General features: G+C 71.1%; 20 protein-coding genes. 13 read left to right on the top strand and 7 right to left on the bottom strand.

Translation table 11 applies throughout. The features are described from left to right. Positions 1 to 230: 230 nt before the first annotated feature. Both uvrB and coaE read right to left on the bottom strand, forming a co-directional pair. Complete coding sequence (uvrB, locus tag ACIA8L_RS35210) at positions 231 to 2,387, bottom strand: excinuclease ABC subunit UvrB (protein WP_395911275.1); 2,157 nt, start codon at positions 2,385 to 2,387, stop codon at positions 231 to 233. Positions 2,388 to 2,662: 275 nt separating this feature from the next. Then, positions 2,663 to 3,253 (bottom strand): dephospho-CoA kinase, encoded by a 591-nt coding sequence (gene coaE, locus ACIA8L_RS35205; RefSeq protein WP_395911274.1) that lies wholly within the window; start codon positions 3,251 to 3,253, stop codon positions 2,663 to 2,665. 263 nt (positions 3,254 to 3,516) lie between these two features. Here coaE and ACIA8L_RS35200 point away from each other — a divergent pair, with 263 nt between their 5' ends. Next, the gene (locus ACIA8L_RS35200; RefSeq protein ID WP_395911273.1) at positions 3,517 to 3,639 is read left to right on the top strand and encodes a hypothetical protein; all 123 of its coding nucleotides are present in this window, start codon (positions 3,517 to 3,519) and stop codon (positions 3,637 to 3,639) included. Between the two features lie 91 nt (positions 3,640 to 3,730). Then, a complete protein-coding gene (locus ACIA8L_RS35195; RefSeq protein ID WP_395911270.1) occupies positions 3,731 to 4,711 on the top strand; it encodes a hypothetical protein in 981 nt (326 codons plus the stop codon). 178 nt (positions 4,712 to 4,889) lie between these two features. On the opposite strand, the gene ACIA8L_RS35190 is transcribed toward ACIA8L_RS35195, so the two are convergent. Beyond that, positions 4,890 to 5,183: an antibiotic biosynthesis monooxygenase family protein gene (locus ACIA8L_RS35190; protein WP_395911268.1), complete on the bottom strand. Its 294-nt coding sequence runs from the start codon at positions 5,181 to 5,183 to the stop codon at positions 4,890 to 4,892. Between the two features lie 16 nt (positions 5,184 to 5,199). On the opposite strand from ACIA8L_RS35190, the gene pnuC reads away from it, so the two are divergent. The 7 genes from pnuC to ACIA8L_RS35155 are packed head-to-tail and all read left to right on the top strand — an operon-like array spanning position 5,200 to position 12,017. Then, positions 5,200 to 5,829: a nicotinamide riboside transporter PnuC gene (pnuC, locus tag ACIA8L_RS35185; protein ID WP_395911265.1), complete on the top strand. Its 630-nt coding sequence runs from the start codon at positions 5,200 to 5,202 to the stop codon at positions 5,827 to 5,829. Continuing rightward, positions 5,829 to 6,908: an AAA family ATPase gene (locus tag ACIA8L_RS35180; protein WP_395911263.1), complete on the top strand. Its 1,080-nt coding sequence runs from the start codon at positions 5,829 to 5,831 to the stop codon at positions 6,906 to 6,908. The genes pnuC and ACIA8L_RS35180 overlap by 1 nt, the downstream gene beginning before the upstream one ends. A gap of 11 nt (positions 6,909 to 6,919) precedes the next feature. Further along, positions 6,920 to 7,870 (top strand): STM4015 family protein, encoded by a 951-nt coding sequence (locus ACIA8L_RS35175; protein ID WP_395911261.1) that lies wholly within the window; start codon positions 6,920 to 6,922, stop codon positions 7,868 to 7,870. Further along, on the top strand, positions 7,867 to 8,901 hold the full coding sequence (locus ACIA8L_RS35170) for an STM4014 family protein (protein WP_395911259.1): 1,035 nt from the start codon (positions 7,867 to 7,869) through the stop codon (positions 8,899 to 8,901). The genes ACIA8L_RS35175 and ACIA8L_RS35170 overlap by 4 nt, the downstream gene beginning before the upstream one ends. Beyond that, positions 8,898 to 9,692, top strand: a complete 795-nt coding sequence (locus ACIA8L_RS35165) for an STM4013/SEN3800 family hydrolase (protein ID WP_395911256.1) — start codon at positions 8,898 to 8,900, stop codon at positions 9,690 to 9,692. Before ACIA8L_RS35170 ends, ACIA8L_RS35165 begins: the two co-directional genes overlap by 4 nt. Beyond that, positions 9,686 to 11,005: an STM4012 family radical SAM protein gene (locus ACIA8L_RS35160; RefSeq protein ID WP_395911253.1), complete on the top strand. Its 1,320-nt coding sequence runs from the start codon at positions 9,686 to 9,688 to the stop codon at positions 11,003 to 11,005. The genes ACIA8L_RS35165 and ACIA8L_RS35160 overlap by 7 nt, the downstream gene beginning before the upstream one ends. Before the next feature lie 16 nt (positions 11,006 to 11,021). After that, positions 11,022 to 12,017, top strand: a complete 996-nt coding sequence (locus ACIA8L_RS35155; RefSeq protein ID WP_395911251.1) for an STM4011 family radical SAM protein — start codon at positions 11,022 to 11,024, stop codon at positions 12,015 to 12,017. Here the strand turns inward: ACIA8L_RS35155 and ACIA8L_RS35150 are convergent. Further along, positions 11,995 to 12,546: a TIGR03086 family metal-binding protein gene (locus tag ACIA8L_RS35150; protein ID WP_395911250.1), complete on the bottom strand. Its 552-nt coding sequence runs from the start codon at positions 12,544 to 12,546 to the stop codon at positions 11,995 to 11,997. The genes ACIA8L_RS35155 and ACIA8L_RS35150 overlap by 23 nt on opposite strands. Positions 12,547 to 12,583: 37 nt before the next feature. Between ACIA8L_RS35150 and ACIA8L_RS35145 the strand changes: the two genes are divergently transcribed. Further along, a complete protein-coding gene (locus ACIA8L_RS35145) occupies positions 12,584 to 12,916 on the top strand; it encodes a hypothetical protein (protein WP_395911248.1) in 333 nt (110 codons plus the stop codon). Between the two features lie 67 nt (positions 12,917 to 12,983). On the opposite strand, the gene ACIA8L_RS35140 is transcribed toward ACIA8L_RS35145, so the two are convergent. Further along, a complete protein-coding gene (locus ACIA8L_RS35140) occupies positions 12,984 to 13,883 on the bottom strand; it encodes a transglycosylase SLT domain-containing protein (protein WP_395911246.1) in 900 nt (299 codons plus the stop codon). A gap of 98 nt (positions 13,884 to 13,981) precedes the next feature. Between ACIA8L_RS35140 and typA the strand changes: the two genes are divergently transcribed. Continuing rightward, the gene (gene typA / locus ACIA8L_RS35135) at positions 13,982 to 15,844 is read left to right on the top strand and encodes a translational GTPase TypA (RefSeq protein WP_395911243.1); all 1,863 of its coding nucleotides are present in this window, start codon (positions 13,982 to 13,984) and stop codon (positions 15,842 to 15,844) included. 9 nt (positions 15,845 to 15,853) lie between these two features. Here the strand turns inward: typA and ACIA8L_RS35130 are convergent, their stop codons facing one another. Beyond that, positions 15,854 to 16,846, bottom strand: a complete 993-nt coding sequence (locus tag ACIA8L_RS35130) for a hypothetical protein (protein ID WP_395911241.1) — start codon at positions 16,844 to 16,846, stop codon at positions 15,854 to 15,856. An 82-nt stretch (positions 16,847 to 16,928) separates the two neighbouring features. Continuing rightward, entirely contained in the window at positions 16,929 to 17,945 is a 1,017-nt protein-coding gene (locus ACIA8L_RS35125; protein ID WP_395911239.1) for a TerC family protein, read from the bottom strand. Between the two features lie 366 nt (positions 17,946 to 18,311). Between ACIA8L_RS35125 and ACIA8L_RS35120 the strand changes: the two genes are divergently transcribed. Next, positions 18,312 to 18,605 carry a hypothetical protein gene (locus tag ACIA8L_RS35120; protein ID WP_395911237.1) on the top strand — a complete coding sequence of 98 codons (294 nt, stop codon included), beginning with the start codon at positions 18,312 to 18,314 and terminating at the stop codon, positions 18,603 to 18,605. A gap of 82 nt (positions 18,606 to 18,687) precedes the next feature. Further along, positions 18,688 to 20,241 (top strand): DUF6745 domain-containing protein, encoded by a 1,554-nt coding sequence (locus ACIA8L_RS35115; protein WP_395911235.1) that lies wholly within the window; start codon positions 18,688 to 18,690, stop codon positions 20,239 to 20,241. Positions 20,242 to 20,611: the final 370 nt, after the last annotated feature.

Below are 20,611 nucleotides of genomic sequence, written 5' to 3'. Positions count from 1 at the left end.
CTCCCCGCCACCAACCACGAGCCAACACCTCCCGCCGTGCGCGGTAGGGCTCTCACAGGCGCAACGCCAAGCCAACCTCACCCGCCGTGCGCGGTAGGGCTCTCACATGCCCAACCCACAACCAACATCTCCGAGGCGCAAGGATTGGCCGAAGGCCAAAGGGAAAGAGACACACATTCCCCCCGCCCTCGGCCCCCAGCACCTGAGCTCCTGACGTGGCAACAGATGGACTACTTCACCCCGGCAACGTCCATCGCCCGTAGCTCCTTCTTCAGCTCCGAGACCTCGTCGCGCAGCCGGGCGGCCAGCTCGAACTGGAGCTCGCGGGCGGCGCCAAGCATCTGCTCGTTCAGGTCCTGGATGAGCGTGGCCAGCTCGGCGCGGGCCATGCCGGCCCGGGCTGGGACCGTGGACGTGCCGACGGCGCCCTTTGTGCCGCCGCCCTTCTGCTTGGCGCGCGTGTTTTCCGGGGACTTGCCGCGGCTCATCTGGCGGCCGCCGCCGATGACCACCGCGCCGCCCGGGCCGTGGCCGGACACGACGCCGGCGGTGTCGTCGGCCTCGCGGTAGATGTCGTCGAGGATGTCGCCGAGCTTCTTGCGCAGCGGCTGCGGGTCGATGCCGTTGGCCTTGTTGTAGGCCTGCTGCTTCTCGCGGCGGCGGTTGGTCTCGTCGATGGCGAGGGCCATCGACGGGGTCATCTTGTCGGCATACATGTGGACCTGGCCGGAGACGTTGCGGGCCGCGCGGCCGATGGTCTGGATGAGGCTCGTGCCCGAACGCAGGAAGCCCTCCTTGTCGGCGTCGAGGATCGCGACCAGGCTCACCTCCGGCAGGTCGAGGCCCTCGCGCAGCAGGTTGATGCCGACGAGCACGTCGAACTCGCCGCGCCGCAGCTCGCGCAGGAGCTCGACCCGGCGCAGGGTGTCGACCTCCGAGTGCAGGTAGCGCACCCGGATGCCGTGCTCCAGCAGGTAGTCGGTGAGGTCCTCGGCCATCTTCTTGGTCAGCGTCGTGACCAGGACCCGCTCGTCGCGCTCGGTCCGCAGCTTGATCTCGTGCATGAGGTCGTCGATCTGGCCCTTGGTCGGCTTGAGCACCACCTCGGGGTCGATCAGGCCGGTCGGGCGGATCACCTGCTCGACGAACTCGCCCTGGGTCTTGCCAAGCTCCCACGGGCCCGGGGTCGCCGACAGGTAGACCGTCTGGCCGACCCGCTCCTCGAACTCGTCGAACCGCAGCGGCCGGTTGTCCTGCGCGCTGGGCAGCCGGAACCCGTGCTCGACGAGGGTCCGCTTCCGCGAGGCGTCGCCCTCATACATGCCGCCGATCTGCGGCACCGTGGCGTGCGACTCGTCGATGACGGTGAGGAAGTCGTCCGGGAAGTAGTCGATCAGGCAGTGCGGCGGGCTGCCGGCCTCGCGGCCGTCGATGTGGCGGGAGTAGTTTTCGATGCCGTTGCAGAAGCCGACCTGCCGCATCATCTCGACGTCGTAGGTCGTGCGCATCCGCAGCCGCTGCGCCTCCAGGAGCTTGCCCTCCCGGTCGAGCTCGGCCAGACGCTCCTCGAGCTCCGCCTCGATCTGCCCGATCGCCCGCTCCATGCGCTCCGGCCCGGCCGCGTAGTGCGTCGCGGGGAAGATCAGCAGCGAGTCGGTCTGCCGGATCTCGTCGCCGGTGAGCGGGTGCAGGTAGGAGAGGCGCTCGATCTCGTCGCCGAAGAACTCGACCCGGATCGCGAGCTCTTCATAGGCCGGGATGATCTCCAGCGTGTCGCCCCGGACGCGGAAGGTGCCGCGGTTGAACGCCATGTCATTGCGCGTGTACTGAATATCGACCAGCCGCCGCAGGAGCTTGTCCCGGTCCACCTCCTCGCCGACCGTGACCTTCGCCGCCCGGTCGAGGTACTCCTCCGGCGTGCCGAGCCCGTAGATCGCCGACACGGTCGCGACCACGATCACGTCGCGCCGGGTCAGCAGGCTCATCGTGGCCGAGTGCCGGAGCCGCTCGACCTCCTCGTTGACCGACGAGTCCTTCTCGATGTAGGTGTCGGTCTGCGGGATGTAGGCCTCAGGCTGGTAGTAGTCGTAGTAGCTCACGAAATACTCGACCGCGTTGTTCGGCATGAGATCGCGGAACTCCTTGGCCAGCTGCGCGGCCAGGGTCTTGTTGTGGGCGAGCACCAGCGTCGGGCGCTGCAGCCGCTCCACGAGCCAGGCCGTGGTCGCGCTCTTGCCGGTGCCGGTCGCGCCGAGCAGCACCGTATGCCGGTCGCCGCCCCGCACCCGCTTGGCGAGTGCGTCGATCGCCGCGGGCTGGTCACCGGAGGGTTTGTACTCGCTGATCACCTCGAAACGGCGATCCAAGCGTGGGATGTCGAGCGCCATGCCACAACCGTACGCGGGGGGTATGACACTTTCTGGGTCCTCGCCCTGGGTGGTCGGCCGTATTCAACATGGCGATTGTGTGCGGAACATCACCGGCCTACTGTGGAGCCGTAGGCCGCTCGCGGCGGCCGACCGGAGAGCCGGCCCGCCCATCACGTGGGTCCTCCCGGCGCCCGGTTGCAGCCCCGGCCCGTCACGGCCGGCGAGCGCACCGAGGCGGGATCGCGCTACACGCGACCGGCCGCCGCGAGCGCCCTGAACCATGGCCGCCGGGCCTACGACGCGACGATCCGTTCCCAGGCTCGGGCGACCTCGCGGTCGAGGTCCTCGGGCGTGCCGTCGTTGGTGATCGCGATGTCGGCCACGGCCCGCCGCTGCTCGTCGGTGGCCTGGGCGTTGATGCGGGCCAGGGCCTCGTCCCGCGACATGCCCCGGAGCCGGGTCAGCCGGTCCAGGCGCGTGTCCAGCGCGGCGAAGACGATCAGCACCAGGGAGTACAACCGAGACATGCCCTTCTCGACAATGAGGGGCACGTCGTTGACGATGATCGAGCCGGGTGGCGCCGCCTCGATCAGCTCCGCCGTCCGCGCCCGGACCAGCGGATGCGTGATCTCCTCCAGGCGCCGGCGGGCGTCGTCGTTGGCGAAGACGATCTTCGCGAGGGCGGCCCGGTCGAGCGCGCCGGACGGGTCCAGGACGCCGGGGCCGAACGTCTCGACGATCCTGGCCAGACCCTCGGTGCCCGGCTCGACGACCTCGCGGGCCAGCCGGTCGGCGTCGATGACCACCGCGCCGAGGGCCGCCAGCCGCTGCGCCACCGCGCTCTTGCCGGCGCCGATACCGCCCGTGAGCCCCACCATCTTCATGCCGCAATCACACCTGAAGGTGAATCGTGGCGCACGGCCGGGGTTGGCACGGCGTGGTCTGCACGGATCGCGAGGTTTGTCAAGATACCTTCCGACTCAAGCGAAGATCACGGGGGAAGATCATGACAGTGGGGCGACACAGCCTGGGCCAACCGGGGTTGGCGCGCCGGGACTGGGCAGGCTTCATGCCGGAGCGTAGCGATACGGCTCCTTCCGGTCGCCGGCCCGAGCGCCGTCCGCGCCACCGCCGCATTCGCCGGCCCTTGGCCGCACCGACCGACGGCTGGGCGTTCCTGGTCGCCGCGGCCGTGCTGGGCATGCTGGTGATCAGCGGGTGGTACACGGCCGCCGGCGCGAACGCGGTCGCGCAGATGCTGGCGCGGTAGACCGGCCGTTCCGCCGTGGCGCGGGCCGTGGGCGGTCAGCGATACTCTGCCGGGCAACTGCACATCTGCCAGGACCAGAAGGACGCGCTGCATGGAGCCGGGACACCCCCCACGGCAGGATCGACCGACGGACAACGGCCAGGACCAGGTCAACGGGTCTCCACCGCGGCCCAAGAGCCGCCGCGGCTGGATGTCCGACTCGCCGCTGGACGGCGGTTCGGGCTGGCCCACGTCGGCCTACGCGATCGTGCCGCGCCAACCGGCCGCGCCCAAGGAGGAGGAGCCGCCCGCGCCTCCGCAGGAGCCACCGGTCGAGCCGCCCGTGGACCAGGAGCCGGAGCCGCCCGCGCAACCTTCGCGTAAGGGGCGGATCGGGCTGCTCGTCATCGGCCTGCTCGTGCTCATCGTCGCGGCCGTCGGTGGGGTGCTGGCGACCCGTCAGAACACGGCGAACGACCAGACCGACGCCGCTGTTGCTTCAGACCCTGCGCAGTTGGTACCGGATGCCGGCGCGACCACCACCACGGGCCCGACCGCGGACCCGAGCGGCACCGCGAGCGGCTCGGCCGGAGGAGTTGGAGCCGGCAGCGGTACCGTCGGCAGCACCGCCCCCAGCGCCTCGGCCGGCAGTGCCACGTCGGCCGCGCCCGGCTCCAGCGCCACCACGGTGCCCGCGGCCCCGCCGAGCACCGGCATCCTGCGCGCCGGCACCGCCCAGTTCGTGATCCTGGCCGGTCAGGCCGACGACGCGTTCGACTTCGACAGCGGCACCAAGCAGGTCGCCGGCGCCGACGCCACCGCGGGCGCGATCGGCATCACGGCCGCCAACGGCGCCAAGTTCGCGGTCCTGCTCACCAACGACACGCCGTCGCTGGCCGCCTGCACGGCGGTGCCGGAGTCGCGCTGGGTCAGCCAGGTCGTCGTCGGCAGCCTGGTACCGGGGGCCAAGGTGTGCGTGCGCACCAGCGAGAACCGCTACGCCTGGTTCATCACCAGGACCGGCGAGCTCGTCACCGGTGCGCTCTACACCTCGAACCTGGACTACATCGTCTACAAGAAGACCGGCGACTGACCGCCCGACCGCCCGGTCGCGGGCGGGCGTGGACGTCCGCAGGCCGGCGTCGACGGTCGCGGGTCAGGGCCGGGGTCGGCCTTCGCCGATGGCGACGCCACGGGCTGCGACGCGCGCCGGTGTCCGTGGCGTCCGCTCCGGTCGTGGATGTCCGCGGGCGGGTGGCGACGGGCCGTTGTCAGACGGTGACGTCGTTGAAGTGCTCCACGCGGGGGGCTCCGTCGAAGTACGGCCCGATCAGCCCCCGCCACTGGGCGAAGCGTTCGGTAGCCCGGAAGTTGTCCAGGTGCGCCTCGATGGACTCCCACTCGACGAGCAGGACGAACCGCGACGCGCTCTCGACCCCGCGGGTCATCCGCACCGAGCGGCAGCCCGGCGTCGTGGCCAGCACCTCATGGGCCTTGCGGTATGCGGCGGCGAACTCGTCCTCGCGGCCTTCCAGCACGTCGATCAGTGCGACTTCCAGAACCATCCAGCTAGGGTAGACCGTGCTTGACTGGCTGACCTCCGCGGCGTTCCACGCGTTCGGGGCCCCGACGACCTGGGCCGAGCTGCTCGGCTTCGCGAGCGGCCTGGTGTGCGTCTATCTCGTCGTGCGCCAACACATCGCGAACTGGCCGATCGGCATCGCCAACAACCTCCTCTTCATCGTCGCGTTCTGGCATGTCGGGCTCTTCGGTGACGCCTGGCTGCAGGTCGTCTACGTCGTGATCGGCGCATACGGCTGGTGGCGCTGGGGCACCGGCCGGCTCGAGCAGCGCGTCCGCCGCACGGGCCGGGCCGAGTGGGTCTGGATCGCCGCCGCGGGCGTCGTGCTGACCGTGGCGCTGTGGTGGTACCTCGAGCACCTGACCGAGTCGACCGTCCCGTGGCCCGACGCGCTCACGACCGCGGTGTCGCTGCTGGCCACCTACGGCCAGACGCGGCGCCTCGTGGAGAGCTGGTGGCTGTGGATCGCCGTCGACGTCGTCTACGTCCCCCTCTACGGCTACAAGGATCTGTGGCTGACCGCCGTGCTGTATCTCGTGTTCCTCACGCTGTGCGTGCTGGGCCTGCGGTCCTGGCGCGCCGAGCTGCGACTCGCGTCCCCGGAGCGTCCCGCGTGGTCCATGGACTAGTGATCGGCAAGTTCTACCCGCCGCACGCCGGTCACCATCACCTCGTCGACACGGCGGCACGGGCCTGTGACGAGGTGACCGTGGTCGTCGCGCCGTCCACAGTGGAGTCGATCCCGCTCGAGGACCGGCTCGCGTGGCTGCGCGAGGTCCACGCCGCCTCGCCGCACGTGCGGTTCGTCGGCGTCTACGACGACACCCCGATCGACTACGGGTCCGAGGCCGCGTGGGACGCGCACACCGCAACGTTTCGCGCGGCCGTGGGCGATCGCCGGGTCGACCGCGTCTTCTCGTCGGAGGCATACGGCGAGGAGCTGGCCCGCCGCTTCGGCGCCGAGCACGTCCCGGTGGATCCCGCGCGCGGCACAGTACCCATATCGGGCACTGCGGTTCGTGCCGATCCGGTGGCCAACTGGGCGATGCTGGCCCCGCCGGTGCGCGGTTGGTTCGTCAAGCGGGTGGTCGTCGTCGGCGCGGAGTCGACGGGCACGACCACCCTGGCCCGGGCTCTGGCCACGCATCTTCGTCTGCGTGGAGGAGTTTTCGCCGGTACCCGCTGGGTCGAGGAATACGGACGCACGCTGACCTCCCTGAAACTGGGTGCTCTCGCGCCGGGTCAGACCATGGAGGACCTCGTGTGGACCCGCGAGGACTTCATCACCGTCACTCGCGAGCAGAACGCCGCCGAGGATGCCGCGGCCCGATCCGGTGGTCCCATTCTGGTCTGCGACACCGACAGTTTCGCAACCTCGATCTGGGAAGAGCGGTATTTGGGCAACATATCGTCAGCGGTCCGTGACGCTGCGCGTAAACCCGCCCTCTACCTCTTGACAAGCGACGAAGGCGTGCCTTTCGAGGACGACGGCATGCGCGACGGCGAGCACCTGCGGGCCTGGATGACCGCCCGGTTCCGCGACGAGCTCGCCGGCCGGGGCGTCCCCTGGATCGAGCTGACCGGGTCGTACCGCGAGCGCCTCACCCGAGCCGTCAAGGCCTGCGACGAGCTCCTCGCGGCGGGCTGGAACCTGGCATCGCCGCTGCTCCCGGCCGATGCGCGAAAAAGTGTCGGAGGGTCCTGCTAGCGTCCCGGGCCATGACGATCGGCAGCAACCTCACCACCTTCGCGGGACTGCCTGTCCAGCGGTTCGAGCTCGCTGGGCGGGGCCGGCGCGGGCGCGGGCAGCATCAGCGGCCGCGGCCGGGTGAGCGCGCCGCCTACCGGATCGGGATCGGCTACGACGACGATGCGCAGGAGCTCGTCGACACGCTCGACGCGTTGTTCGACGCCGTCGGCGCGCACAACGTCACGGCCCTGCTGATCGGGTCGTGGGGCGAGCCGCAGTCGTCCGGGCCGCCGCTGCAGCTGCTGATCGACAACCGGGACCGGCTGACCGGGCTGCGCGCCTTGTTCGTGGGCGAGATGACCTACGAGGAGTGCGAGATCTCCTGGATCAACCAGGGGGAGTACGCGCCGCTGCTGGGCGCCTTCCCGGCCCTGGAGGTGCTGCACATCCGCGGCGCCGACGGGCTCAGCCTGGCCCCGGTGCGCCACCGCCGGCTGCGGGAGCTGTGCGTGGAGAGCGGCGGGCTGCCGGCCGCCTTCATCCGCGGCTTCAACGACTCGTCGTTCCCGGCCCTGGCCGACCTGGAGCTGTGGCTGGGCACGGGCGAATACGGCGGGGACGCGGTCGTCGACGACCTCGCCCCGATCATGACCGGCTCCGAGCTGCCGGCGCTGAAACGCCTGGCCCTGCGCAACGCGGAGATCGCCGACGACCTCGCGACCGCCCTGGCCGCGGCGCCGGTCGTGGCCCGGCTCGAGAGTCTCGACCTGTCGATGGGGGCGCTGTCCGACGCCGGGGCCGAGGCGCTGCTGCTCGGCCAGCCGCTGACCCACCTGCGCTCGCTCGACCTGTCCCACCACTTCATGTCCCCGGAGATGGCCGCCCGCTTCGCCGGGGAACTGCCCGCCGTCCGCGTCGACGTCTCCGACGAGCAGGAGATCGACGAGGACGGCTTCAGATACGTGTCGGTCGCGGAATGATCACCGTCGTCGGCATCCCGGGCCACCGGCGGGTAAAGCTGTTCCGCGCCGCCGTCCTGGCCGCCGGCCGGCCCGCACCGGCGGTCGTCGGCTGGCGGGACGTGTGTGCCGGCGACTTCGCCATCGCGCCCGGTTCGCCGGTGCGGCTGGAGTCACCGGGGGAGGACGCGGAGGTCGACCGGCTCCTGCGCGGGGCCGACCGGCCGGCCGCGCACGGGGAGATCATCGGCCTGGCCGCGTGGTATTCCGGGTTCATCGCGGCCGCCCGCCGGGTCGAGCGCGCCGCGACGGGGCCGCTGACGACGCCCGTCGACGACCTCGCGGTCATGTTCGACAAGCGCCGCTGCCACGCCCGGCTCCGCGAGCGCGGGGTGCCCGTCCCGGCCGGGTTCGCGGCCCGCACCTACGAGGAGGTCCGCGCGGCCGGCTGGGCGCGGGTGTTCGTCAAACCGGCGCACGGCAGCTCCGCGTCCGGGGTGATCGCGCTCGCCTTCGGCACGAACCGGATCAGCGCCTACACCTCGGCCGCCCTCGACGGCGGGCGCCTCTTCAACGAGCTGCGCGTGCACCACTACACCGACGAGCGCACCGTCGCCGCGATCGTCGACCGGCTCGGCGCCGACGGGCTGCACGTCGAGCGCTGGTTCCCGAAGGCCACACACGCCGGGCGGGTGTTCGACCTGCGGGTTGTGGTCATCGGCGGGCGGGCCAGCCACGTCGTGGTCCGCACCAGCCGGACGCCGCTGACCAACCTGCACCTGGGCAACGCCCGCGGAGACCTGGCCGGGGTGCGGGCGGCGGTGGGCGAGGAGCGGTGGGCGGCGGCGCTGGAGACGTGTGAGCGGGCGGCCGCGTGCTTCCCGGGCAGCCTGCACGCGGGCGTCGACCTGATGTTCGCCCCCGGGTATGCCGAGCACGCCGTCGCCGAGGTCAACGCCTTCGGCGACCTGCTGCCCAACCTGCTCGTCGACGGCCGCGACACCTACACGGCCGAGGTCGAGGCGCTCTTCCCGAAGGTGGTGGCGGGGTGAGATCGCTGCTGGGGACCCACGATCTGTTGTTCGTCACGCTCGACACGCTCCGGTTCGATGTGGCGGCGGAGCGGCTGGCCGCCGGGCGGACGCCGAACCTGGCGAAGGTGCTGCCGGGCGGGGTGTGGGAGCGGCGGCACACGCCGGCGTCGTTCACGTATGCGGCCCATCATGCGTTCTTCGGCGGGTTCCTGCCCACGCCGGTGACGCCGGGGCCGCACGCGCGGCCGTTCGTGGCCCGGTTCCCCGGGAGCACCAGCGTCGGCGCCGACACGTGGGAGTTCGACGCGCCGGACGTCGTGGCCGGGTTGCGGGCGGAGGGATACCACACCGTCTGCATCGGCGGCGTCGGCTTCTTCGCGATGACGTCACCGCAGGGCAGTGTCCTGCCGGGGCTGTTCGACGAGGCGCACTGGACCCGCGAGTTCGGCGTCACCAACCCGGCCTGCTTCGAGGCGCAGTTGCGGCGGCTCGAGGAGGTGCAGCCGGCGGGCGGGCCGCTGTTCACGTTCGTCAACGTCGCGGCCCTGCACCAGCCCAACCGGCACTACCTCGCGGACGCGGCCGAGGACTCGGTTGAGTCGCACGGGGCGGCGCTCGAATACGTCGACCGGCACCTCCCGGCGCTGCTGCACCTGGCGACCGGGCGCGGCCGGCCGTGCCACGTGATCATGTGCAGCGACCACGGCACCGCATACGGCGAGAGCGGGCACGTCGGGCATCGGTTCGCGCACGAGGTCGTGTGGACGGTGCCATATGCGCAGTTCACGCTGGAGGCCGGAGCATGGTGAAGCTTGGCTCGCCGTATCAGGGCTACCTCTACGCGTACCCCCATAAGACCGCCTATCGACCGCTCGATCCGCGACCGCGGCTGGCCGATGTGTGGGCCGGCGAGGACACGGCGAACCTGTTCCTCTACGTGCACGTGCCCTACTGCGAGATGCGCTGCGGCTTCTGCAACCTCTTCACCCGCGCCAACCCGCCGCAGGAGCAGGTCGGCGCCTACCTCGCGCAGCTGCGCCGGCAGGCCCGGCGGGTCACGGCCGCGATCCCCGGCGCGCGGTTCGCGCGGGCGGCGATCGGGGGTGGCACCCCGACCTACCTGACGGCGGCCGAGCTCACCGAGCTGTTCGACCTGATCGAGGCCACGACCCGGGCCGATCTGCGGACCGTGCCGTTGTCCGTGGAGACCTCGCCGGCCACCGCGACCCCCGACCGGCTCGCGGTGCTGCGGGAGCGCGGCGCGACCCGGATCTCGATCGGCGTGCAGAGCTTCCTCGACCTGGAGGCCCACGCCGCCGGGCGGCCGCAGCGCCGGGCCGAGGTGGAGCGGGCGCTCGACGCCATCCGCGCGTCCGGGCCGGCCGCGCTGAACATCGACCTCATCTACGGCATCCCCGGGCAGACCCCGGCCACCTGGGACGCCTCGCTCGACGCGGCGCTGCGGTGGGGGCCGGAGGAGCTGTACCTGTATCCGCTGTACGTGCGGCCGTTGACGGGGCTGGGGCGCAAGGGCGGCGACGAGCCCGACCCGGCCTGGGACGCGCAGCGGCTGGAGCTGTATCGGCGGGCGGTGGAGCGGCTTGCGGGCGAGGGCTATGAGCAGCTGTCGATGCGGCAGTTCCGGCGAGCCGGTGGCGCGGAGCACCCGGCGGGCGAGCACTCGGGCGAGTACTGCTGCCAGGACGACGGCATGGTCGGGCTCGGCTGCGGGGCCCGCTCCTACACGTCGACGCTGCACTACTCGTTCGACTACGCGGTGAGCGTCCCGCACGTGCGCGGCATCCTCGACGACTACCTGGCGCGGCCGGAAGCCGACTTCGACCTCGCCGAGGTCGGGTTCGCGCTCGACGGCGGGGAGCAGCGGCGGCGGTGGCTGCTCAAGTCGCTGCTGCGGGCCGAGGGGGTGGACGCGGCGGCCTACGCGGCGCGGTTCGGCACGACCCTCGACGAGGACTTCCCGGCCCTGGACCGGCTGCGCGCGGCCGGATACGTGGAAGGGCACCGGCTCACCGCCGAAGGCCTCGCGCACTCCGACGCGATCGGGCCGTGGCTCATCTCGACGGGCGTGCGGGCGGCGATGACGGGGCACGTGACGCGATGACCAGGGCGGCGACGCGATGAGGACGCTTCGGGTGCTGTATCGGGGGCCGCTCGCGAGCTGCAACTACGACTGCCCTTACTGCCCGTTCGCCAAGCGCCGGGACCCGCCGGAGCAGCTGCGGGCCGACCGGGCGGCGCTGGAGCGGTTCACGGGCTGGGTCCGCGACTTCGGCGAGCCGGTCGAGGTGCTGTTCACGCCGTGGGGGGAGGGGCTGACGCGGAGCTGGTATCGGGCGGCGCTGGTCGAGCTGTCCAACCTGGCGCACGTCGGGCGGGTGGCGATCCAGACGAACCTGTCCGCACGGCTCGACGGGTGGCTCGGGGCCGCGGACGCCACGAAACTCGCGTTCTGGTGCACGTACCACCCGGGGCAGACGACGATCGAGCGCTTCCTCACGGCGTGCACCACCCTGCGGCGGCACGGGCTGCGGCACTCCGTCGGGATCGTCGGGCTGGACGAGCACCACGCCGCGGCTGTGGAGCTGCGGGAGAAGCTGAATTCGGCGGTGTACCTCTGGGTGAACGCCGCTGAGGGCCATACGTACTCGGCTGCGGAGGAGGCGGCCTGGACCGCGATCGATCCGCTGTTCGGCTACAGCGTGCGGCCGCATGTGTCGCTGGGGCGGGCGTGCCGGACCGGAGAGGACGTCATTTCGGTGCTCGGCGACGGCACCGTGCGACGCTGCCACTTCGTGCCGGAGCCGCTCGGCAACCTCTACGACGGCTCGTGGGCGGCTCGGCGGGCCGCGCGGACCTGCCCGAACGTGGCGTGCGACTGCCACATCGGATATGTGCACCTGGAGACGCTGCCGCTGTACGACGTGTTCGCCGGCGGCATCCTCGAGCGCATCCCGCATGCGTTCGGCCCGGATCGCGGCCCGTCCGCGGCAGGGACTACGGCGGCGGCCGCTCCAGATCGTGTGTCCGGCGGCAGCGGGGGACGGCTGGTCGAGGGCGGGGTGCGGCGGGTTGCGCTCCAGCTGGGCCGGTTCAGCGGGGGTCGCGGCCGATGAATGCGAGGAGCTTCGTCTGCGGGTCGGCGTCGTCGGGGACGTCGACGCGGGGGCCGTACTGGCCGCTGGTGCGCAGGACGGCGTCCATCGGGAGCATGCCGGTGAACATCGCGGCGCAGCGGTCCGGGTCCAGGCGTTCGTCCTGGCCGGTCGCGCGGGCCAGGTCCCAGGAGTGGAGGAACACGTCGGAGGTGTAGAACATCGCGATCGCGTCCGGCAGGGGCATCGAGCCCGTGTGCTGGTTGGTGAACATCACATCGGCCGAGGCCGGGTCGTCCAGGAGCGCCTGCACCGCGGCGGCGTGCGACTCCCAGGCGGCGACCGGGTCGGTGTCGACGGACGGGCCGGCGGGGAGGGTGATGCCGGAGCCGGACCGCACGAAGGAGGTGAGCCACTCGATCAGGTGACGCACGACGTCGCGGGCCGTCCAGTCCGGGACCGGAGCGGGCGCGGACCAGTCGGTCGTGCCCCGGACCAGCTCGGTGAAGTGGGCGGCGGTCTCGCGATGGTCCGTTGCGGCCGTGGTCACCGGAAGCCTCCAAGGATCAGCCGCCATACTGGTCGGCATGGGTAACTTGATCGCGTTCACGTCGCGGCGCCTGATGGAGGACGAGTCGCTGGCCCCCGGTTACGTGTACCACGACCCGGAGGACGCCACGCTGCCGCCCGCCCCGGACGGACGCAAGGCCAGCGGCTGGAACCTGCTCGTCGGCGACGAGACCGACGAGCAGCTGGCCGACGCGGGAGAGCTGCTCATGCCCGACCTCGAGTTCCTGACCGAGCGGTATCCGGCGTTCGGCAAGCTGGTCGCCGACGGCTCCGAAGGCCGCCAGTTCGAGTGGGACCCGGACACCGGCCGCTACACCGACGTGGGCCCGTCGACCTTCCCGGAGCACTGACGACGCTTTCCGGAGAGCTGACGGCCGGGCTGCTTCGAGGTTCGGGCCCGGTGCCGGGCTCGCGTCGTCAGTAGTTGCCGGCGCGGCTGGCTACCATCAGGGCCTTGACGTTCTGGACGTACTGCGGGTTGGGGTAGACGACGTTCGCGTAGTCGACCCCGCCGGTGCCCCAGTTGTAGGCGGAGATGACCGCGCCGAGGAGTTTCGGGTCGGTCATGTCGTAGGTGCCGAGCTTCGGGCCGTAGAACGCGATCAGCCAGGCCAGGTAGTTGGCGCCACACATCACGTTCTGCTGCGGGACCGTGTAGTCCCACGAGGCGCCGAAGCGCTGGTTGATGAACTTCATCGTGTCCGGCATGACCTGCATCACACCGAGGCCCCCGTCACACGCTTTGATGTCGCTCTGCCAGCCGCTCTCCTGCTCGGCGACCGCGTAGAGCAGGCGCGTGGGCACGAGGATCTGCTCGTAGTCCGGGTCGGTCTTGGTGCCCCAGAAGTGCTTGGCGGCGGCCGTGTCCAGGTAGCCCTTGACGGTCGCCTTCGGCAGCTGGTTGGCGCCGCGGACCGGGGTGCACGTGTTGTGCGGCGGGGCCGGTGGGGTGACGGTCTCCGTAACCTTCGGTGAAGGTTTCTTGGTGGCCGCCTTGCTCGGCGTCTTCGATGGGGCCTTCGAGGGCGGCGCGGAGCTCGTCTCCACGATCGCGACCGGCGCTTCGGTGGTGGCGGGCGGTGCGGAGTACCCCCCAATGGGCTTTGATCCGTCTCCGACCCGCTCCTGAGCGGCCGGCCGGCCGCCGTCGAAACTGCCCTTGGCCAGGGCCGCGAGGATGCCGCAGCCCAGGAGCACGACCGCGACGGCGACGCTGAGCAGGATCACTCCGGTTTTGCGTCTCCGGCGTGGCGGCTCCTCGTCATATGCCGGATATGCCCCGAATTCGGCGGTGCTGTCATCCCCGTACTGGCTCATCGACGCCTGTACCTCCCCGTGTGCGCCAGGCTAGCGGTAAACCATAGACGCGCGGGACCCCGGAAAAGTTTGCCTGAGGGCCTGGAACAATAGGAGTCATGCAGACCCGCTCAGATCTCCGCAATGTGGCTATCGTCGCCCACGTCGACCATGGCAAGACCACGCTCGTCGACGCGATGTTGCGGCAGTCCGGCGCGTTCCACGCCCGCGCCGAACTCACCGATCGGGTCATGGACTCGATGGACCTCGAGCGCGAGAAGGGCATCACCATTCTCGCCAAGAACACCGCGGTGCGCTACGTCCCCGGCGACGGCGACCCGGTCACGATCAACATCATCGACACCCCCGGCCACGCCGACTTCGGCGGTGAGGTCGAGCGCGGCCTGACCATGGTCGACGGCGTCGTCCTGCTGGTCGACGCCAGTGAGGGCCCGCTGCCGCAGACCCGGTTCGTGCTGCGCAAGGCCCTCAAGGCCCGCCTGCCGATCATCCTGGTGATCAACAAGGTCGACCGCCCCGACGCCCGGATCAAGGAGGTCGTGGACGAGACCTACGAGCTCTTCCTGGACCTCGACGCGGACGAGGAACAGATCGACTTCCCGATTGTGTACGCGTGCGCGCGCGACGGCATCGCAACGCTCGCGCAGCCCAAGGACGGCACCGTGCCGGAGGACAGCGACAACCTCCAGCCGCTGTTCAAGACGCTGCTGGACACGATCCCGGCGCCGGCCTACCACGAGGGTGCCCCACTGCAGGCGCACGTGACGAACCTCGACGCCTCGCCGTTCCTGGGCCGCCTCGCGCTGTGCCGGGTCCACGAGGGCACGATCCGCAAGGGCCAGACCGTCACCTGGTGCCGCGACGGCGGCACCCAGCAGAGCGTGCGCATCTCCGAGCTGCTGATGACCGACGGCCTCGAGCGCAAGCCCGCCGAGCAGGCCGGCCCGGGCGACATCATCGCCGTCGCCGGCATCGCCGAGATCATGATCGGCGACACCCTCGCTGACGCGGAGAACCCGATCGCGCTGCCGCGCATCACCGTCGACGAGCCCGCGATCTCGATGACCATCGGCACCAACCAGTCGCCGCTGGCCGGCAAGCAGAAGGGCACCAAGGTCACCGCCCGCCTGGTCAAGGACCGCCTCGAGCGCGAGATGGTCGGCAACGTGTCGCTGCGCATCCTGCCGACCGAGCGCCCCGACACCTGGGAGGTCCAGGGCCGCGGTGAGCTGGCCCTGGCGATCCTCGTGGAGCAGATGCGGCGCGAGGGCTACGAGCTGACGGTCGGCAAGCCGCAGGTCGTGACCCGGGAGATCAACGGCAAGGTCCACGAGCCCACCGAGCGGCTGACGATCGATGCGCCGGAGGAGTACCTCGGAGCGATCACGCAGTTGCTGGCGACGCGCAAGGGCCGTATGGAGCAGATGGTGAACCACGGCACCGGCTGGATTCGGATGGAGTGGCTGGTCCCGGCGCGCGCGCTGATCGGCTTCCGGACCGAGTTCCTCACCGACACCCGCGGCACCGGCATCCTGCACCACGTGTTCGAGTCCTACGAGCCGTGGTACGGCGAGCTGCGCACCCGGGCCACCGGCTCGCTCGTCGCCGACCGCTCGGGCGTGGCGACGCCGTTCGCGATGATGAACCTGCAGGAGCGCGGCTCGATGTTCGTGGAGCCGACCACCGAGGTGTACGAGGGCATGATCGTCGGCGAGAACTCCCGCGCCGACGACATGGACGTCAACATCACCAAGGAGAAGAAGCTCACCAACATGCGCTCGTCCGCCGCGGACGAGACGGAGAAGCTGATCCCGCCGCGGAAGCTGTCGCTGGAGCAGGCTCTCGAGTTCTGCCGCGAGGACGAGTGCGTGGAGATCACGCCGGCCGCGATCCGCATCCGCAAGGTGATGCTCGACCAGAAGGACCGCGAGCGCGTCGCCCGCAAGCGCGCGCACTCATAGGGTTCCTCGCTAGTCGTCGGGGCTGCGCTGGGCCGGTACCTCCGCTGGGGTGTACCGGCCCGACTCCATCGACCAGTCCAGGTTGCCGCGGATCCAGTGGACCAGGTCGGTGATGCCGACGACGGCGGTCGGGTCGCTCCACCAGCGCGCCTCGATGCGGTCCCGGGCGATCTGGAACTCGAGCACCCGCGCGTCGTGCTCGGCCACGGCCGCCGTCACCGCCTCCTCGAGCGGCAGCCGGTGCTCGCGCTGGAACGAGAACACGATGTTGTGATGGTCGCCGACCGCGGCCTCTTTGGGCCACGAGACAAGATCATTGAAGATGCCGATGACGGTACCGGCGGTGCGTCGCGCGATCGCGAAGTCGGGGTCGTCGAGCAGGCCGGCCGGCAGCTCGATCCCGTGCATCGGCTCGATGAGGTCGAAGAACATGTCGGTGGCCGCGCTGTGATGGCGCATCCGGCGATACTCCTCGAGCAGCGGCGGCCGGTCCGCGGCCCGGTTGCCGGCCTCCCAGAGCGTGCCGGCCAGGTAGTCGGCCACGTGCCCGACGAACCGCTCCCGCCAGACGGCGCTCACCCGCGGCTCGGTCCGTTTCCAGACCTCGCTCAGGGCCCCGGTGAGGGGCCGGCCCAGCGCCGAGCCGAAGACCGGGGCCGGCTGCTGGTCGCGCAGGAGCCGCACGACCTCGGTGACGGCCGCGCGGGCCGGCTCCGGATCGCGCACGAGAGCCCGCTCCAGCAGGTCGTCGAGGACGAAGATGCTAATCAGCCAGGCCGTGGCCAGCCGCAGCTCGGGCTCGCCGGCGTCCGGGTGGGCCCGGCACATGAGGTTGGCGAACTTGGCCCGCGCGAAGGTCGCGCGGGCTCCGGGCCGATCGAGCAGGTTGTGCCGGGTCGCCCAGTGCAGTGACCAGCGCTGCACCGCGTCGGCGTGCGGTGAGATCCGGGGCGTGAACGGGCACAGCACTGTCGGAGCCGCGAGCTGGCCCCGTTGTGTCATTTCGTGCAAGATGCATCACCCGCCCCGCCGTGGTACCCCATGTTCGCGCCGATTGACGCGTAAAGCGAGCCCGGGCGAGGCTTTAAGGAATTTTGTGAGCTTTGTCCGCTTGTGCGGCAGCTGCACGCGTGTCGTGCCGCGACTTGATCAGGGACGCCACGGTCGTGATGGCCAGGGTCCCGATGATGACCGCAAGGGACAGTTCGATGCCGATGTGCGGCGCCCAGCCGACGTGCTCGCCACCGTTGATGAACGGCAGGTTGTTGTCGGCGAGCGCCTCCAAGAACAGCTTCACGCCGATGAACCCGAGCACCACGGCCAGGCCGACGGAGAGGTAGACCAGCCGGTCGAGCAGGCCGCCGATCAGGAAGTACAACTGCCGCAGCCCCATCAGGGCGAACACGTTGGCCGTGAAGACCAGGTAGGGCTCGGCCGTGAGCCCGAAGATCGCCGGGATCGAGTCGAGCGCGAAGATGAGGTCGGTCGTGCCGATCGCGATCAGCACCACGATCATCGGCGTCATGTGCAGGCGGCCGCGCTCGTCACGCGCGGTGAGACGCGACTCCTGATACTGCGGGGTCATCGGCAGGACCCGGCGGGACCATCGGATCAGCGCGTTCTCCTTGAAGTCCCCGGCCTCGGACTCGCCCTGCATGGCCAGCTTGACCGCCGTGTACACGAGGAAGGCCGCGAAGATGTAGAACACCCAGGAGAACCGGCTGATCGCCGCCGAACCCACCGCGATGAACCCGCCGCGCATCACGAGCGCAAGGGCAATACCGATCAAAAGGACTTTTTGCTGGTACTGCCGCGGCACCTTGAACCGCGACAGGATGATCACGAAGACGAAGAGGTTGTCGACGGACAGGCTGTATTCCGTCAGCCAGCCCGCGTAGAACTCCCCGGCGTAGTTGCCACCCCACTTGGCCAGGACGAACAGGCCGAACAGCAGGGCCAGGCCAACGTAGATCGCGACCCAGATCGTCGACTCTTTGATGGACGGCTCATGGGGGCGGCGCGCCACGATCGCGAGATCGAACAGGAGTATGGCGCCCAGCCCGACGAGCGTCGCGGTCCAGATCCAGCCGGCAACATCCACGTAGTTCCTCCGGTAGACACACCACAGGCCACGCCGACCCGAAGGGCCGCGTGGGCTGTGTAGTTGACACCGGAGGTCTCTTCCGCCACCCGCATAAGCCGGATGACCGACGGCGCCGGGTGTGGACCCCCACTCACGTGGGGCACCGTGCTGACGACGACCGCCGCGGGGGAATACTCCCCTCCTGTTGCTCGTCAACCATTGTCCATCAAGCCGTCACGCCGGGACGCGCGGGGGCGAAAAAATGTCGTACCCCGGGTCTATCGTCTGGGCGTCGGAGGGTGAGGCGGGCGTTCTTTCGCCGCTCACTCACGTCCGCGCCGTCGAGGGGAGTGCGCCGTGTATCGGCAAGGTGACGTTCTGTTGGTGCCGGTTTCGTCCGGTGAAGTGCCCGCAACAGCTGTTCCCGCACCACGTGACCGCGCCGGACGCATGGTCCTGGCCCGCGGCGAGGCCACCGGCCACGCCCACGTGATCGTCGGGCCGGACACGATCCTGCTGGCCGACCGCGACGACATCGACCGCCTGTTTGTGAAGATCATCACACGGGCGCGGGTCGTCCACGAGGAGCACGGCACCATCACCATCCCGGCGGGTTCATACCGGATTGTCCGCCAGCGGGAGTACGTGCCCGGTGCCTACCGATACGTGGCCGACTGATGCTCGTCCCGGCAGCGCTGATCCTCGCGGTTGTGCCCACGGCTTCTACCTTGACCGGTGCGTTTGATTGGAGGGCCGCTCGATGACCACTGAGCTCGCCACCGCCGAGTCGCGGGCGGCCGCGCAGGGCGCCGTGTCCGCCAAGTGGCTCGCCGCCGGCCTCTCGACCGCCCCGGCCGACCGCCAGGCCGCCGCCGACGCGGTCCGCCTCGCCTACCGCTCGGCCGGCCTGCCGGAGCCCCGCCACATCGTCTGGTTCGCGTCCCCGCAGGCGGGTGCCCGCGCCGCGGCCCTGCTCACCGGCCGCCGCGGCCTCCCCGGCACCCAGATCGACGCGGCCGACGCCGCCATCGAGGCCGACCTGCGGCTCCAGGGCTGCCCGCCGGTCCACGGCAGCGCCGGCGCCTCGGTCCGCGCCGCCATCCGCACCAACCCGTGGGCCGCCGCCCGGGCTGAGGCCCACGACCTGCTGGGCCCGGACGGCTGGGCGGCGCTGTGGTCGGCGTGCGGCGCGGACGTCTGGCGCCTGATCAACGACCGCATCTCGACCCCGCTGCGCACCCACCTGCGCGGCGAACTGCCCGTGCACGCCCGGGCGGTGCTGCTCGACGCGGTGGGCGGCCAGCACGACGCGGGCTGGCTGGCCGCGTTCGACGCCGCCGGTGCCCCGCCCGGCTCCCCGCCGCTCGCCACCACCAGCGCGGCCCGGACGTCCAGCGGGTCGTCGGCCGCCGCCGGTTCGTTCACGTTCGTCGGTTCGTCGGCGTTTCCTGGCTCGCCTTCGGACGGGAGCTCGTCCGCGCGGTCGGCTGGTTCTGGGCGGTCGGCTGCGGCTGGGGAGTCGGCTGATCCGGCGGCGATGTTCAGTGCCGGGCCGGCGGGGGCGGCGGCCTGGGCGGCGGCGATGGCGGCGAAGGGCCCTGCGGACGGCGGATCGTCTGACGGGTCCGTCGACGGCGATCCGTCCGACGGGGGCGAGCCGGTCGCGGACGCTCCGGAGCCGGTGTTCAGCGCGGGTCCGGTCGGGGCGGTCTGGGCCACCGCGGGCGCGGAGGGTGGCCACGGTGTCGCGGAGGCCGCGCTGCACGCGGTCCAGCGCCTGGCCGGTCTGGCCGGAGTGGCGAGGTCCGCGGGCTGGTGGTGGCCGTATGCCAACATCGCCATCCTGACCGACCGCCCCGACGCCGTGCACCGGGACAACATCGGCCGCCTGCACGCCGCCGACGCCCCGGCCCTGCACTACACCGACGGCTACGCCATCCACGCCTGGCGCGGCATGCCGATCCCGTCGGACCTGGTCGACCGCCTGGGCCGGCTCACCTACCGCCAGATCGCCGACGAACGCAACGCCGAGCTGCGCCGCGTGATGCTGGAGCACTTCGGCTACGACCGCTACCTCCGCGAAGCCGGCGCCCGCCGCGTCAACCAGGACGAGGCCGGCACCCTGTGGCGCCTCAACTTCACCGACGACGAACCGTTGGTCATGGTCGAGGTCGTCAACAGCACCCCGGAGCCGGACGGCACCAGCCGCGTCTACTGGCTGCGAGTCCCCCCGACCACCCGGACCGCTCGCGAGGGCGTCGCCTGGACCTTCGGCCTCACCGAGTCCGAGTACCACCCGTCAATCCAAACCTGACCCACTCCTCCACACCCCGTCTCCGCACTGCTGTTGTCCGCCGTCGCCGCCCGCTCATCCGCCGCCGTCGTCCGGTCCTCATCGTCGTCGACCCGCCCGTGCCGCTGCCCGTCGCCGTCCGGTCCCGCTGCCCGCTGCCGTCTGCCGCCGTCTGGCCCCTGTCGCCCATCGTGGGCCCGCGCACCGTGGGCTCGCTGGTCGCTGCTCGCCGTCGTCCGCCGCGCGTCTTGGGTCCGTTGGCGGCCGTGGGAGACGCTGCGCATGGTGGCCCGCTGCCCGCGCCGCTGCTGTTTCCGCAGTCGCCGTCCGCTCGTCCGCCGCTTGTCGTGGGTGGGGTCGGCTGCCCGTCGTCCGGGCCGTGTCCGTTGGG

It is taken from the genome of Dactylosporangium sp. NPDC051541 (assembly GCF_044454505.1).
Classification (GTDB): domain Bacteria; phylum Actinomycetota; class Actinomycetes; order Mycobacteriales; family Micromonosporaceae; genus Dactylosporangium.
Note: the sequence above shows the minus strand (reverse complement) of the source record. Positions and strands in the feature narration are given on the sequence as shown.